The organism is Granulicella paludicola, assembly GCF_025685545.1.
Lineage (GTDB): Bacteria > Acidobacteriota > Terriglobia > Terriglobales > Acidobacteriaceae > Granulicella > Granulicella paludicola.
In genome coordinates, this window is the sequence record NZ_JAGSYC010000015.1 from 1 (window position 1) to 14,706 (window position 14,706).

Annotated in this window: 16 protein-coding genes and 2 pseudogenes; 12 read left to right on the plus strand and 6 right to left on the minus strand. The window is 53.9% G+C overall.

The genetic code is table 11. The features are described 5' to 3' along the window. Positions 1-211, plus strand: a 211-nt coding sequence (locus tag OHL14_RS01030) for a hypothetical protein (protein ID WP_263377447.1), incomplete at its 5' end; no start/stop codon positions are given. 257 nt (positions 212-468) lie between these two features. Here OHL14_RS01030 and OHL14_RS01035 read toward each other — a convergent pair. Beyond that, positions 469-879 (minus strand): hypothetical protein, encoded by a 411-nt coding sequence (locus OHL14_RS01035; protein WP_263377448.1) that lies wholly within the window; start codon positions 877-879, stop codon positions 469-471. Between the two features lie 55 nt (positions 880-934). Here OHL14_RS01035 and OHL14_RS01040 point away from each other — a divergent pair, with 55 nt between their 5' ends. From OHL14_RS01040 to OHL14_RS01060, 5 genes are all read left to right on the plus strand, one after another. Continuing rightward, positions 935-1,813, plus strand: coding sequence for a hypothetical protein (locus tag OHL14_RS01040; RefSeq protein ID WP_263377449.1), 879 nt, complete (start codon positions 935-937; stop codon positions 1,811-1,813). Between the two features lie 464 nt (positions 1,814-2,277). Further along, entirely contained in the window at positions 2,278-3,033 is a 756-nt protein-coding gene (locus OHL14_RS01045) for a hypothetical protein (RefSeq protein ID WP_263377450.1), read from the plus strand. Between the two features lie 34 nt (positions 3,034-3,067). After that, positions 3,068-3,334: a hypothetical protein gene (locus tag OHL14_RS01050; protein ID WP_263377451.1), complete on the plus strand. Its 267-nt coding sequence runs from the start codon at positions 3,068-3,070 to the stop codon at positions 3,332-3,334. A 197-nt stretch (positions 3,335-3,531) separates the two neighbouring features. Continuing rightward, positions 3,532-4,005, plus strand: a complete 474-nt coding sequence (locus tag OHL14_RS01055; protein WP_263377452.1) for a hypothetical protein — start codon at positions 3,532-3,534, stop codon at positions 4,003-4,005. A 119-nt stretch (positions 4,006-4,124) separates the two neighbouring features. Then, the gene (locus tag OHL14_RS01060; RefSeq protein ID WP_263377453.1) at positions 4,125-4,343 is read left to right on the plus strand and encodes a hypothetical protein; all 219 of its coding nucleotides are present in this window, start codon (positions 4,125-4,127) and stop codon (positions 4,341-4,343) included. Positions 4,344-4,653: 310 nt separating this feature from the next. Here the strand turns inward: OHL14_RS01060 and OHL14_RS01065 are convergent, their stop codons facing one another. The 3 genes from OHL14_RS01065 to OHL14_RS01075 form a co-directional block, all read right to left on the minus strand. After that, complete coding sequence (locus OHL14_RS01065) at positions 4,654-5,580, minus strand: hypothetical protein (RefSeq protein WP_263377454.1); 927 nt, start codon at positions 5,578-5,580, stop codon at positions 4,654-4,656. A gap of 18 nt (positions 5,581-5,598) precedes the next feature. After that, positions 5,599-5,850 (minus strand): hypothetical protein, encoded by a 252-nt coding sequence (locus tag OHL14_RS01070; protein WP_263377455.1) that lies wholly within the window; start codon positions 5,848-5,850, stop codon positions 5,599-5,601. Positions 5,851-6,183: 333 nt separating this feature from the next. Then, the gene (locus OHL14_RS01075; RefSeq protein ID WP_263377456.1) at positions 6,184-6,765 is read right to left on the minus strand and encodes an FtsX-like permease family protein; all 582 of its coding nucleotides are present in this window, start codon (positions 6,763-6,765) and stop codon (positions 6,184-6,186) included. Between the two features lie 623 nt (positions 6,766-7,388). Between OHL14_RS01075 and OHL14_RS01080 the strand changes: the two genes are divergently transcribed. From OHL14_RS01080 to OHL14_RS01100, 5 genes are all read left to right on the plus strand, one after another. Continuing rightward, complete coding sequence (locus OHL14_RS01080) at positions 7,389-7,775, plus strand: BlaI/MecI/CopY family transcriptional regulator (RefSeq protein WP_263377457.1); 387 nt, start codon at positions 7,389-7,391, stop codon at positions 7,773-7,775. Continuing rightward, positions 7,772-9,652, plus strand: a complete 1,881-nt coding sequence (locus OHL14_RS01085) for a M56 family metallopeptidase (RefSeq protein ID WP_263377458.1) — start codon at positions 7,772-7,774, stop codon at positions 9,650-9,652. Before OHL14_RS01080 ends, OHL14_RS01085 begins: the two co-directional genes overlap by 4 nt. A gap of 264 nt (positions 9,653-9,916) precedes the next feature. Then, on the plus strand, positions 9,917-10,243 hold the full coding sequence (locus OHL14_RS01090) for a hypothetical protein (protein WP_263377459.1): 327 nt from the start codon (positions 9,917-9,919) through the stop codon (positions 10,241-10,243). A gap of 68 nt (positions 10,244-10,311) precedes the next feature. Further along, complete coding sequence (locus OHL14_RS01095) at positions 10,312-10,701, plus strand: hypothetical protein (protein WP_263377460.1); 390 nt, start codon at positions 10,312-10,314, stop codon at positions 10,699-10,701. 2 nt (positions 10,702-10,703) lie between these two features. Beyond that, positions 10,704-11,003 carry a hypothetical protein gene (locus OHL14_RS01100; protein WP_263377461.1) on the plus strand — a complete coding sequence of 100 codons (300 nt, stop codon included), beginning with the start codon at positions 10,704-10,706 and terminating at the stop codon, positions 11,001-11,003. 1,773 nt (positions 11,004-12,776) lie between these two features. Here the strand turns inward: OHL14_RS01100 and OHL14_RS01105 are convergent. Further along, the gene (locus OHL14_RS01105; RefSeq protein WP_263377462.1) at positions 12,777-13,301 is read right to left on the minus strand and encodes a hypothetical protein; all 525 of its coding nucleotides are present in this window, start codon (positions 13,299-13,301) and stop codon (positions 12,777-12,779) included. 164 nt (positions 13,302-13,465) lie between these two features. Beyond that, a pseudogene (locus OHL14_RS01110) lies at positions 13,466-14,077 on the minus strand (helix-turn-helix domain-containing protein); the annotation flags it as partial. A 313-nt stretch (positions 14,078-14,390) separates the two neighbouring features. Here OHL14_RS01110 and OHL14_RS01115 point away from each other — a divergent pair. Continuing rightward, positions 14,391-14,585: pseudogene (locus OHL14_RS01115) on the plus strand (DUF1738 domain-containing protein); the annotation flags it as partial. Positions 14,586-14,706 lie beyond the last annotated feature (121 nt).

A 14,706-nucleotide genomic window follows, 5' to 3' on the forward strand; every position in this document is an offset into this window, starting at 1 on the left:
CCACTTCTATCTGCCGCAGCAGGTTCACTACCTGCTCAGGCGTATGCTTCTTCCGCCGTGCCATCGTTCGCTCCTTGATTGCCAGTTTCTATCAAAGCAACTGGTTCAAAAAACGCCGGGCACTCCACGGGGCGTTCGTGGCCGATATACCCTGCGCTCCGTCGTCCGTCAAGGCTCTCCGCTGCGCTCCGACCGCTACGCGGCGCGCTGAAGGACGCGCGGCCCTGACCGACGCCTCCGCTGCGGGTGTTAGCTGGTCATGAGGAGCATGTCTGCTCCTCCGTTCTCAAGAGAACCGGAGTGCGACTGCGGAGCCATCGGGCGGCATGGGCGGGGCCAGAGGCGGCGCGGTGAGGTAGACACCATCCCTAAGCCTGTCGGCTTAGAGCGGCCAGCAGCAGCCGGAAACTCGAATGCAAAACGAACAAGGCCGGACGTTGTCCGGCCCTGTCAGAGCTTCGTTCGAAGTCACTTGCTGGGCTTCTTCTTGGCTGCGTTCTGCCGCCGCTCGACTTCGCGGATCACGTCGTCAGCGGCGCGGTCCCGGCGGATGCGGTCGGCTTCGATCAGGACATCGTTGGGGTCTTGCCATGTGGCGTCGTAGGCAAGGCTCAGCTTCTCCCAGGGGAGAATCTCCTTCTCTTCGCGCTCGCTCTGAATCTCCAAAAACTCGGAGTTCGACCAGCATCTCAGTTCCTCTATCTTGGCGATGATGGCGTCAATCGGTTCGCGTCTGAACTTGAACTCTCGGAGCTTGCCGAGGTGCTCGATGGCGAACTCAAGCTCGCGGTTGAGAGAGGCGACGGTGAAGTAGATGGTGGACTTCGGGAAGGGCTGTGGCTGGGTGCGGGGCGGGCGTGTAACGTGGGGAGTAGCCATGCGTTGCCTCCTTGGGGCGACGTGCGGTTAGGGACGTATCGGTGTATCCGCACCGGTGCGTCCTGCTCTTGCGGCCATTGCCAGGGAATACGCGAAGTCCCCGGAGAACACGCTGGCTGTTTCACCCGACAACCGGTCCCGCGCAGAGATCAACCTGGCCATTCGTGCCGAACTGCAAAACGCAGGGGTTGTAGCTAGAGAAGAGCATCGAATGCAGGTGTTGGCGCCACGCCAGGACCTGACCGGAGCGGATCGAATGTGGGCGGCGCGCTACGAGGTCGGCGACGTACTGAGGTACAGCCGCGCCTCAAAAGAAACAGGTATCGGCAAAGGCGAGTATGCCCGAGTGTCTGCCGTTGACGCTGCGGGTAACCGGCTTACGGTCGAACTGAAGGACGGTTCAGAACAGACCTACGATCCACGTCGTCAGCAGGGAGTTTCTGTCTATCGGGAAGAGGAACGGGCCTTTTCTGTCGGTGATCGCGTACAACTCACTGCTCCCGCGCGAGAGCTGGGCGTCGCCAATCGGGAGCTAGGAACTATCACCAGCATTGGAGCTGAGAAGCGCATTGCTTTGAAGATGGAGGATGGCCGTCAGATTGAATTTCATGCGGCGAAGCATCCGCATCTCGATCATGGCTATGCGGTGACCAGCCATTCCAGCCAGGGACAGACTGCCGCGCGTGTTCTCGTGCATGTGGACACGGAGTTGGGAGCAAAGGACTTGCTCAACAATCGCATGGCTTATGTTGCTATCTCGCGCGGAGCGCACGATGCCCAACTCTTCACCAACGACCGAGAAACACTCCCTTTGGCGTTGGGGCATGTTGTCTCCCACCAAAGCGCCCATGCGCCACAAGTCAATCTTGAGAAGGGGTTGGCAGCGAAGCCGTCCGAGGTCAAACAGCAGTTCGTCCATGGCCTTTCCATGTAATTGAGCGATTTCGTATCGAAACGTCTTCTCAGCGGGCGGCCCAATGAGCCTAATCCGACTTGTTTTTGGGTGCGGTCTTTTTAGGCGAAGCCTTTTTGGGGGGGGCGGCTTTCTTTGGAGCTGCAGTCGTTCTTGGCCTGCCTTCTGGTTTAGGCGTAAAACTTTCAACTTCCGAACGCCTGACCAACTTTCGACCTGCAACTTCCAGATTTTGGAGTCGGCCATTTTGAACCAACTGGCGTATTCGCTCTTGGGAAAGCCCCCTGATGCGAGCTGCTTCCGCTTGCGAGATCCAGTCGCTAAAATTCTTGGGATCTTCGTCTTTTACTATTGAACTATTCAAGAGTTTTCGCTATGATCCTTGCAGGTTTTAGTCCCGGTTTAACTATAGCCGCGACGATGCACCCTCGTGCGTCCATGTAAACCCTTGTTTTCAAATAGGTCTCTTCACTGGAGGTCTGGGCATGAAATGGGATTTTTGTCATCACTTGCTCCTGCAAATCGAGATGCTGCGTGGGGATATTTCACATCAGGAGCTGAGTGACAGGCTGGGTGATATCACTGAGCGCTGTCTGGCTCGATACATAGCGAATAAGGGTTATCTGACTGAGGGTGAGTTCAGGGAAGTTGCGAAAGCTCTCAAAATCGATGCTCATGTCCTTGCATGTGCGTGGGCTTCCTCTCTAGGTTTGCATATCTCGGGGAAGGATGCTGTGGGCAAGATGGTGAGAAAAGCTCATCAACGTTGGAGACAGCATTCGCGTGTGGCAAAGAATAGCGTTCCATCCCATCCTTCTCCATTGGCCGTCATTCGAGCCAAGTATGCCGCCCGACTTCCGAGGAAGACTCCGCCCCTTCAGTTTGGAGCTCATTATTGTCACCGCAAGCCAAGAAGTCCTCGTGAAAGCCGCGCACGGTTCGCGCGGGCCTATCAAATGCTTGTCGATTCGGTGCATGGGGGCATGTCTGCGGCGGATATTGGAGCATTACGAGGGATCAGTGCCAGTCGCGCGCGACAGCTCATGATCTGTGTCGCCTATACCTGGGCGATGAGCGAAAAACTTGATCTTTCCGGGAGATCCGTCCCTTTCAAGAATGAGGCTAAGTTCGTGAAAAACCTCTACGCCGGGCTGCAGTTCTTTGCTCAACAGCGATTCGATGATCTTGCACTTCAGGATAAGACCAAGACGCCCGCGAGCACGCGAACTTCAATTGGTTGAACTGGTTCATCTTTCTGGAAACGGAGACATGGAAATGCATAAGCCAAAACGAGCCGTGCTCGTCATCGAGGACGTGGCGGGGAAACGCATTCGCCGATTTTACCTCTCAGAACCCTATCCAAAGTCTAGAGAGATTTATCTGACGGTTGAGTTTGATGACGAGACGGAACTCCTGATCGAGGTGGAATGTCTCCCGAGCTTCGGTATCACGCATCTTGCCATTGACTCATCTGGAGAGCTGGCACCCGTGAAGAGATCGCGGCGTGGGTCGATTCGGTCACTTGTAAAAGGGGTGAGGTGACTCTGTCCGATGCTGTCGGCACTACGTTCTACAACTACGCAGTTCCTGTCGACCCTTGCGGTCGTGCCCGATTCGTCGCCACTCAGCTCGGAAAGTATTCGGATGCCGTTGTGTCCTTTCCCATGCTAGGAGGACACAGCGTGGGTTGTTTTGGAATGAGTCGACGGATTTGATAAACCTGTCCGCGGAGGGCCCTTATGGAAATCTCTTTGACGCATCTTCCTCAGCCGGTGACTTTCCGTTTCTTTGCCGACTTCGATATTCAGATTCAACCCAAGGAGTTATCCGGCTTCACGAAGGAGCAAAGAACTCTGCTGCTGGCAATCATCGCTTCTCCGGCAACACTAAGACGGATCGCTCGCATGGCAGTGGAAACAGACCTCTCGGACATTACGGGAAGGCAACTAAGCCGTGTCTTCGAGGGGGCTTCCAATGAAGAAATACTGGAGTGCGTGCTGCCATGTCTTCCCGACATCGAGAAGACTTATTGGAAGAGTCTTAGGGATAGATCCGGCGATACTCTGCACAACGAGATAGTCCCGATATTCCTCGCTTTCGAAGTGACTTTCCGGCGTGCTGGACTAGAAGAGATATCTGCCGAGTCCGAGCCGATTAGCAAAATTTTAGGGCCCACGCTGGATGCTCAAGATCTCTTGAGACGGTACAGGTGACCTACCTAACCGACAACTTTCTCGTCCCTTGCCAGCCCCACAAAGGCACCGATGCCCTAGCGGGGAGGTACCCCATCATCAGATCACTAAGAAGGTAGACGATCGCGTACACTGGCGGCATGAAAATCGAGATGCACTTCGCACCCGTCCCCGGCGCAACATCGCCGCCCATTTTTATTCCAGTCGTCGCACTCGGCACCGATCAAGCGGGATTGATCCCGAACATCGGAGACCTGCTGACGGACTCTAACAATAATGTTCATAAGGTAGTTTCCCGGAACTTCACCTACACGACCGCGAGTGTGTCGGTTTTGATCACCTGTACGGAGACGGTTTAGCTTATGGGGACACATGAGCACGCTGGTCCGCCCATCAAAAACAGGCAATCCTAAGCTTCTCCTTCCCAGGACCGCGATTGTGACAGGCAAAGGGATGAAGTAGGTGATTAGCTGCACTCACCGTGGATTTGTCGAAAAACGGGTTTATCGGAGGGTTCGCGGGGTAGTTGCCGAAAATGCGACTTATGAGGACTTAGTGTATGGCGATCTTCGGCACTATACCGGATTGGATCCAAGCCGCTTGCGCGGTGTTTCACTTTTAGGTCTCTATTTCCACACGCGTTACACCAAAGGCATTAGGAAAACATCCTCATATCCTTCCCGCGATTATGTCGCCTGCTGGGACGAAAATCTTCCTCCGTTGAGCAGCGGAGTCTTTCTTCCGGCCTAGCAGCTCTGCGAGATCGATCCTTTGATCCAGAACCAAGTAAAGGTCGCTTCCATCCATACAAAACAAGCGCGGCCTGTGTCCCTGCACGTATCCCTCAGGAGCATCGGGGGTGAACCCGTTGATTGAGATAAAGAGGCCCAAGGTGTTGTCTAGGCTAGACCCGACTGCGCCATCGAGATCGCGCAGATCTCCCAAATTGCTGGGAAGCGCAGTCCATTTCGCTTCTACGAGGTAGTGCTCTCCGTCCATCCGAAACGAGCCATCAATCTGTTCGCCTTTGCGCCTGAACGATGAGTGGGGAGCTAACTCAAAAAGAAGGAACAGTTCATCCAGAAGTGCCTCTAGCGCAATGCCTCTGGCCTGTTCATCAGATGCAATGACAAGGCGCATGTAGTCCGCCTTCAGTTGCTCCAATCGTTCATTGAAGCGGGCCTGTTTCCGAGATTCTTCAACTCGCAGCCGACGTGATTCGGCTTCGTCTTCTGCGGTAGCGCGTGCCTCATTGTGCGCCTCTACAAGTGCCCGGAGGGTTGCGAGAGCTTCTTCAGCATCTCGCCGTCGGTCTTGACCGTCGGTGTATCGCAGCAGGTGCTTGGCATCTTTGTACAGAAGCGTCTCTTGAAGTATCCGCCTCAACGGACCGATGCCCTCAGGAGTGAGGTTGAGGTGGTCGATGATCGGTCCAACGATGTGGTATTTGTAGGCGGTCCAGTCCTGGGCGGCAATGAGAGCAGCATCGACTCCGGCAATGTTCAACATTCGCCGCAGGTCTTTCTTTTCCCAAAACAGCTTGACTGCCGCATTATTAAGGGCCGAGATGATGTCGTGATTGAAATGTCCGGGCACACAAGAATAGTACGACGTCTAGCCTTGTAGAACGATCTGCGCGGGTTCCTTCCAGCCCATCGTCCGGTTTACCGTGGACGGCGGGTCGGTGAACCTGCGCTGCTTGGCGATCTCGTACGCCGAAGGATACCGGCGGGCCATCTCAAACAGCATCTTCATTCCGACCGGACATGCGGGCATCTCGTCCGGTACCGGGTACTGGGTTAGAAAGTCGCGTAGGAACACTGCTTGCGCAGTCTGCTGTGACTCTTCTACCGGGTCGGTTACCATCTACGTCATCGGCACTCATGGTGACCTTCCCGCCACCCACCTCTTACGGACTCTCAAGCGTCTTGCGGCAAGCAACGGAATGAACTTCGGACAGTGCGAAGCATGTGCAGACCACGATGAATGTGAAGACTTCTTTCTCCAGAAGTTTCGTCATACCTATGCCCATCGGATGTTGGAAAAGTACACCATCATCAGGTTTCCCGTTGGATGGTCACAGCAGCATCGCCGTCACTGCCATCTACCTGACCGGAACTCCGAAGGACGCGACTATTGACCCGTTCGCAATGGAACTTGCGGCCTAATTTCTATCGGTTGACGCTGTTCACTCATTCGCTACTTCGACGAAAGCGCCGACAGTACGTCTTGCTGCCTGGTGATGACCCATGCCGTCGCAACGCCAACGCCAAAGTAGCCCATAGCAGTAAAGCATCCGGCCAAATACCAAGTTCCATAATCCACCTGATAGGCGAAGGTGTCAGGAACGCCCGAGGCCGAAAAGTAGCCGAGGAGACTCCCGAGTGCGACTCCAATTAACGTACCGGGGATTGCGACGAAAAACGTCTCCTCCATTAGAAGCTCCCCAATGAAAGTGAATGACGATCCCAGCATCCTCAAAATAGCGAACTGTCTAGTCCGCTCTCTCACCTGCGACACTCTGTTGATTGACATGACCGCAAGAGACACGAGCAGTGCGAACCATGCAATCGCTTCGATTAGCCAGCGCAAGAAGCTAATGACCCACATGTGGCGATGTGGCAGCGGCAGACTCACCTCAAACAACGCGAGCATGATGGCCACAGTACAGCCGAAGGACAAAGCGTTCAGCAAGGTCTGAGGAGGGTTTTCTCGGAGACTCTCCAAGATCAAGAGCCGACGAGCCGACAGCCCTCGAAGCGGTTTGGTGAATCTTGCCATCGCTAATGCAGTTTCTCACTTTCACAGCACTCCAACAATCCGTCAGATTGTGAGACGACCCTTACCGACTCCCGTCATTGGATGGACTCAGGTTCCGGTAAAGCTCGTAAAACCCACGCGCACCGGTAAGCCCACACCGCCTCCCCCCTGCATACTTCAGAAAGTCTTTGGTCTTCTGAGGCCGGACACGGTTTTGCAAGAAGGTCTTCACCTTCGCTGCATCCCCTCCCTTGAAAGTCTGCCTCTGCTTACCCCCGAGATCGTTGAAGTCCTTCAATGCACCTTGCCAGTCATACTTAATCGCATTTGCGGAGCGCAGCTGGCCGGAGATTACAAAGAGCATCTGCACGGCGAATTGCCAGTTGCAAACCAGCGTTAGGCTCGTTGATCTGGAATGCTTTTGAGGTAGTGCATCTTGGCCCTGAGCAACCGCATGTTGACGTGATTTAGAAGTACGAAAAGAATTGACAGGCTCCTCATCAAATCGATTTCGCCTATTCGGTTCCAGCTCCATTTCTCTTCTCTGTACGTGTTCATCTTGTCGTCGACACCTCCGGAGCGGCGACCGAATCAACCGCCTACATGCGTAGTAGGTTACACTACTACGCATGTAAGGGGGAATCATGCCGAAAGGCGTCAAACTATCTAAGCTCGAGTATCAGTTGATGGAGATCCTTTGGAGCCGGGGCGCAAGTTCTGTCCGGGAGATTCAGCAAGCTATTCCGGGACAAAAGTGTCCCGCATACACCACTGTGCAAACGACAATTTTTCGACTGGAGGGTAAGGGTGCCGTCTCGCGCAGTGGCCAAGCCGGAAATGCTTATCTCTTCGAGCCACGAATTACACGCGAGAAGGCCCAGCGGGCTCTTATAGAAGATCTGCTCGCAATATTCGGCGGGGACACGCAGCCAGTGATGGCGCACCTTGTGCAGTCCGGCAAACTATCCCTTCAGGACGTGAAGGAAGCAGAGAACGTGCTTCGGACTAAGCGAAAGGAGCAGCAAGCATGAGGAACTTCGTGGTGATGGTGCTCGATATGCAGAGCGGCCTGATAGCGAATCTTTTGCAATCCACAGCATTTGTTTTGCTGATGTGGCTCTTGGCCCTGGCACTAAGAAGGAACCGAGCAAGTCTTCGCTATCGGCTCTGGATGCTTGCCTCCATCAAGTTTCTCTTGCCCTTTTCGCTCCTTATTTCTGTAGGGCAAGCTCTACGGCATGTTATCGTGCATTCCGCGCCAGTTCCACATTTGCTTTTAGACGGTGTAATAAACCGGTCGGTTGAAGCATATGCCGTTCCTATTCAAGCCGTTTCCTCGATGGTCAATCAAAACGCGCCGAAAGCATTTCGAAGCGCTGACATCTGGACCGTATGCATAACGCTATGGGGCATTGGCACGCTAGTAATGTTAATTGTCTGGATGAGAGGTTGGCTCCGCCTCAGCGATATCGTCAGTCGCAGCCATCCATGGGAAGAGGTGTGTGGCGTACCCGTCCTCCTTTGCGAGGACACTATCGATCCTGGTGTCGTTGGGCTTTTTAAGCCCACCATCTTGCTTCCTAAAATGCTCATAAGTCGATTGGATGATCGGGAGTTGCAATCGATCTATGCTCACGAGTTATGTCATGTCCGACGTCGAGACAATCTTACTGCAAGCCTCCACGCCATTGTGCACGCAGTGTTGTGGTTCCATCCTGCGGTATGGCTGATCAGAGCAAAGTTGATGGATGAACGCGAACGAGCCTGCGACGAGATGGTCGTGGAGTCAGGCGTAGATACTGAAACGTACGCACGCAGCATACTGGACGTCTGCAGACTTCAGATTGATGCGTCGGGTGACCTCATGGCCGGCATGACGGGAGGGGATCTAAAGGGGCGTATTCAAAGGATACTCTGTAATTCTCCGTCAGCAACTCTGAATCTCACGCGGAAGCTGCTACTCGGAGTCGCGGGGATTCTGGTCACTACCGTCCCTGTCCTGTTCGGATTCATGAACCCACCGCCAGCGCAGGCGCAATCTGTGCTCGATGCAGGACCGTGGGCACCACAAGCAAGCGAAAATCTAGCGTTCGATGTTGCCGGGGTACGACCCAGCAAAGAGACTGAAGAAAGTTCAAATGTCCCGCTGGGGCCTGGTAATGTTTACTTCGATAGCCACGGCCTCCTCAGGGCGAAAAACTTCCCCTTGATCACTTATATAGTGTTTGCCTATAAGCTGACCGATTACCAAGAAGCTGCGATTCAGAAGGTCGCTTCGGATTGGGTGCTCAATGATCGTTATAGTATCGAAGCACGCACCGAAAAGGCCAACGTGACCAAGGACCAGCTGCGCTCTATGATGCGGACCCTTTTGGCAGAACGTTTCGGGCTGGCAGCTCACTATGAAGACAAACAGGTAAGGGTATTCGCTCTTGGCCTCAGCAGACCAGGCGTTCTCGGTCCCATGCTGAGGCAACATCCATCAGACTCCTCCTGCGTAGGCACCCTCAAAAAGACGGATTCTGATGGTAAGCAAACCGAAGAGCCTCTGCAAACACGGAAGGGAGGATTTCCCCAGGTCTGCAACGGTATCCTTGGCCTTCCCGCAAGCGCTCAGGATCGTTACAGCTTCGGTGGATCCAACGTTTCCATGAAGCTGATCGCAAGCTCGCTCTCAAGCTGGGGAAATCTGGGGCGTCCTGCGGTTGATCAGACTGGGTTGACCGGAGGCTATGACTTCGTATTGGACTACACTCCCGATCCGCGGCCCTCATATGCAACCGTAGATTCGGGTGGCCCTGGCTTTCAGCAGGCGCTCAAGGAGCAGCTTGGGCTGAAGCTACAAGATCAGCGGGCACCAGTCTCGTTCCTTGTGCTGGATCACGTCGAACGACCTAGTGAAAACTGAGGCGAAGCTATATGGGATCAGCAAACGCGGCAACTGCTATCCCCGCAAGATCCTGGTAAATGGCGCTCGGGCCGTTATGCTGCGATCGAAGCGAGACCGCATCGCCATGGGTGGATAGATGACAGCGCTGGAGATAAGAGCCCCGAAGAACGTGTTGATCGTCGCCGTGACGAACAAGCTCGCGCGCATCGCCTGGGCAGTATTTTCGGGCCGTCAGGACTATCGGGCTTTTCCCAACGCGATGGCTACCTCAGCCAGACGAATATGAACGCCATCGCTGCGGTCGGGGCGACTCTGTACTTGGCGTTCAAGAGGAACACCGCTGCGAAGTCGAATAAGGGCGTCTGGGGCCGGATGTTCCATTTATACAGCTACAACCGGGACGAGTACCTGACCCACTATCACAAGCGGTCGAACGTGGAGAGCACGTTTATGTCCGTGAAGGCCAAGTTTGGCGAAGGGGTCCGCAGCAAGACGTTCGTGGCTCAGCGGAACGAGGTTCTGTGCAAGTTCCTATGCCACAACATCTGCTGTGTGATTCAGTCGATGCATGAGTTTGGGATTGACGCTAAGTTTGGAAAGCTGGCGTGAACTGACTTTCTCTTCTCTAAATATGAGGTTCTCAAAGTACCCCGTACCTTCAACGTATAATCCTTCCAGTGAACCGGAGAATTCATTTGGTCAACTTCCTGGCGGCGACCCCGGGCTGGATCTGCCGAGCATTGGACTGGTGCGTAAAGGTAAGCGAACGCCTCTTGGTGCTTGGGGTCGCCCTCTTGGCCTTCCGCTTTGGCTATCATTTCTATCGTGGATCGCTTACAAAGGATCAACAAGACGTGATTACCTTCCTGGCGAACAACTGGAAGATCGTTCTTATCCTCATGATCCCACTCTTCTATCAGACCGTGCGAACCTTCTTGGAAGAAGTACAGGAAGCTTGGGGGATCAAACGAATCCCGACTCCAAAGGATGCGGAGATGGACGCGCTCCCTCAGGCAATGTCGAGTGTACCGGCAACCCCAACACTACCCCCGGAGGAGGAAGAGTAAAGATGTCTACGAGAATCCTGTCGGCGGGCAAGTTCACTAAAGTTCTTTATGGTGGACCGGAAAAGCAAGATATCAAAATCAAGTTTGAAGCGAGCGGACTTACTGACGTTTATGGCGTATCCGCAGCATTCTTAGAAAATTTCAGAAGCGATAGGACAGCCGATCTCTTTACCTATCTTCAAAAGACGAAGCTAAACAAAACCATGCACCTCAAACCCGCGCTAGGTCTTGACTGGTATCTCATAATGGAGAACCGTTCGCAGGAGCCAATAGCAATTCATTACGAAGTTTTTGATGTCTGACCCGCATATTGAGTCTGCGATTAGCTCAAACTCCCCGAGAATTGCTCTGCATCCGCGAAGCCTGCTTGAATAAACGAATCCGGCGATACGAACATGTAGATTACGATATTCCGACCTTCACGAATGTGATCATCATGAAGGGCTGGAAGGCTTTCGGGCGTTTTGAATACGTTTGCCAAGCTATCTCGAAACTCACGATAGGTAAGCCATTTGCTGTCGGCTAGTCGAGGCTCAACGCCTTGCAAGCTAACCGTTACGACTACTCACGCTTCGCCATCGCCATGGGTTGGACTTGCATTGACTATATAGTTTTCCCATTCGATATTCATTTCGCGCTCTTCTCTGAAGCCTTACGCACCGCTGCTTCGCTAACCTTGCCAGTTTTCTCACGCATCTTCGCCAGCGTAGTCGAAGGCGCGAATCCTGGTATTGGCTTAGGCAAGTTTTGATTTAGCGTGTCGCCTCGCTTTTGACGGATTTCCCCAGCTTTAGGCGGATTCTTATCGCGCGATCTCCCATCGAGTCCGGTTGTCATTTTTGTGGCCCTCTAGCCGAAAAGTCCATCCAAAACTTGTTCCCTGCGCTGCTTATCTCCCAGTAGGAAGGCTCCTACCGCAATGATGACGATGCCTAGGACCATTCCTTGTCCTAAACCAATTTGCTTCAGTCCGTGAGTGATAGTCGGTGCGTTCATGGGCATAAAGATACGCTTGAAAGCGTTTCACGTACTTATTTTTCTTTGACTTATCCACAGTCGCGAGGTTCCGGCTGGTAGTATCACCGCATGTTGTTATGAGTAGCCTGACTCGCAGATAGCCGGACAGCGGGAAGATGGCGATAACCTTCAATAAGAGAGGCCCCCTCGCCAAAGGGAGCCTTCTCGGTTTTCCGACGTTCACTTGGTAAAGCACTTTCATCTACAACCACCCGGTCACGTTACAGCGTGGCCGGGTTTGTTTTGCGTGTTACAAGACTTGCATTTGCTGGCATTGCTACAGCCGTTCATTGGTGTTCCATGCAGCTTGGTGCATCTCCACGCAATGTAGGCTTCTGCCAACGTGACATCACAAGTGTAGCGCAACTCTGCGCTTTCGCAACTAGTTAGTTGCGCTCCAACTGGTTTAGTTACGCTGTTGATCAGCAATAGCCCAGCCACCCGGCTCCATGCCCTGCAACTGGCATTGTATGAATGGCGTTGCAGATAACTTGCTGGGAACTGCTGCCATTGACCACTGTTCAGAACTACAGAACTCCTTCCATAGGAGACTTTATGCCCAAACAACGGCCCGCACTATTCATCCCCAAGAACCCCGCACTGTTTGCCCGGTCAGCCGCCAGTACCGCCCTACGCACCGGCTCAGAAAGCTCCAGCGAGCCCGCTCACCAGGAACGGCCCGCCGAACGGTCAGAAGGCAGTTCTGGTGGTAGCTCGGTGTCGGTAAGCGACATACGCACTTAGGCTGGATAAGGGGGTGGGGTACTCTCACGCCTCATCGCCCTAACTTAGATAGGCTAGACACCGGCCTGGTAGAGGCGGATACTCGGGTGCATGACAAACACTAACAAGGGTGAAACGTTAGCAAAAGACAGTTGGCCTACCCCACCCCAAAAGGGGCCACCACCTCCACAGCCTCCTCCTAAACAACAATCCCCATCAAAAACCAAATAGACGAAGCCCTCTTTTGCGGAGGGCTTCGCGGTCGTTGCTAGTTGTCCTTCTTGGGTGGTGGTGGCGGAGGGGCTTTAGGGCCTTTAGTTGGCGATGCAGGCCAACTACTTCTCTTCCCCTGTTGTGGGGCTGGTTGGGTTTTGTTTGTCGCCATAGGGAGCATCTTCATGCTTTTTGTGAACGATGTCCAGCCACTTCAACCAAATTTTCTCGTTATGTCCGATCTCTGTAGCCGCCGTTTCAGAGAGTTCCTGTTCTCGGTCTTGAAGTCGCCTCAATTCCGATTCGGCATCTTTGTCATGCGTATGAGACCAGAGTCTGTCGTATTCGTTCTGAAGCTGCAACCATCCGATATGCAGTTTCCCGGCAGTCTTGATCTTGCTGTCCTGACTGACGGCAATTTGATAGCCGTTTGCAAGTGCAATTGTAGCCGTAAAAAGGATTGAAACCCATGTGGATACCTTTGAGAGAAGGGTCACCACTGCGGCTGAACTGAGAATGAAAGTGCTTCCCACGATGAACCGCTTTATACCGCTCTCGCGGCTTGCCAGCTCTGCAAAATAGCAGGACCGCGCTTCGGCGTTCATTTTGTCTTCCCAAAGCCGTTCAATTTGAGGAGCCGTGAGCATAGCCTCCATCCTAACGTCAGTCGATGCATTCATTTGTCATCTCATCGATCAAGGAAAAAAATCCCCTACTCAGAGGTGTCGAAGTCCATTTCGACTAGTCTGCACAAAAAACTCCGATCCTGCACAAGAAGTCGGCTTCGAGTGAGGGTTTTTGTGCAAAGCCCGGGCACCCCGTACTCTCGCATGGCTGCTTCGCAGATTGCTCGGACTTGGCTGAGATCCATACGCGAGACGATCTGGCAACGAATCAAATAAAGGCTATGCGCGTCGGTGATAGTGAACGGATCGCATCGCTTACCGTCGCCGGTGACAAAGTAGCCTTTGAAGTCCATGCACCACAACTGATTCGGGCCCGTGACGAGAGAGAACGGCTTTGAGCATGGCGTGGTGCGTTTTCTCTTCTTCTGCGGGCTGGTCAAGCCCGCACGGCTTAAGATGTTGCCGAATGTACTAGCTGCAGGCCACACCACGTCGGGCTGTAGCATCTCCAGCCTTGCCTTGAGCTTGCGCGCACCCCAAGACGGATGTTTGGCCCGAAGAACGAGGATGGCGTTCTCCATTGGTTCGAGCGTCGCGTGGGAGCAACCATGCGGGCGGCGGCTTCGATCTACGAGTCCTTCCGGCCTCGTCTCGTTGTAGCGATAGATCCAGCGGTAGCCCGTGGGGCGGGAGATTCCATACTCACGACACAAGTCCGCTACTGACATCTCTTCCTTTTGGTAACTCGACAAAAACTGAAGACGTTGATCCATGATCCGACTCTCTTTCCAGGGCATACAACATCGTCGTGGGTAGCCCAAAGCTGAGGAATTGTCGCCGTCGCGCTCCGCTGTAAACCATATCTCCGGTCTGTTTTGTAACGGAAGTGCTAAGTACGCTAAGGGCGCTGCCCTCGCGCGGCGACAAGGGCTTCCCCAATCTTCCGCGCTTCGCTTGTGCAGACCTTCGCTGCGCTCGCCCTCCGCCTTGCTCCGGGTGGGGAGACCCCTCCCTTGCACCTTGCTACCCCGCCTTCGCCAGGTGGCATTCGGCATGTACATGCCGCGTTTCAACGCGGACGTGCAAAAGCCGAAACAAGGAGCCAACACCATGAACACGACTCAGACCATCGCCACCATCGACAGTAAGAAGACCAACAGCAAACAAGAGTTGATTGCCGCCAACTTCAAGTTACTGATTGAACAGCTGGAAGCCGGACACTCAGAAGCCCTTATGAACTACCTCACCGCCATGAGCCTCTTTCATCGGTACAGCTTCGGGAACGTGTTGGAGATCGCGCGGCAGAAAGCAGTGACATAGTGCTATACCTCGCTGGCGTCAATAAACATAGGGGTTTGGGCGTTGCTGGTGACGCGCGATGGAGAACGGCGGCCAGTATGGATGAGGCGGACGGCTCTATGGACGG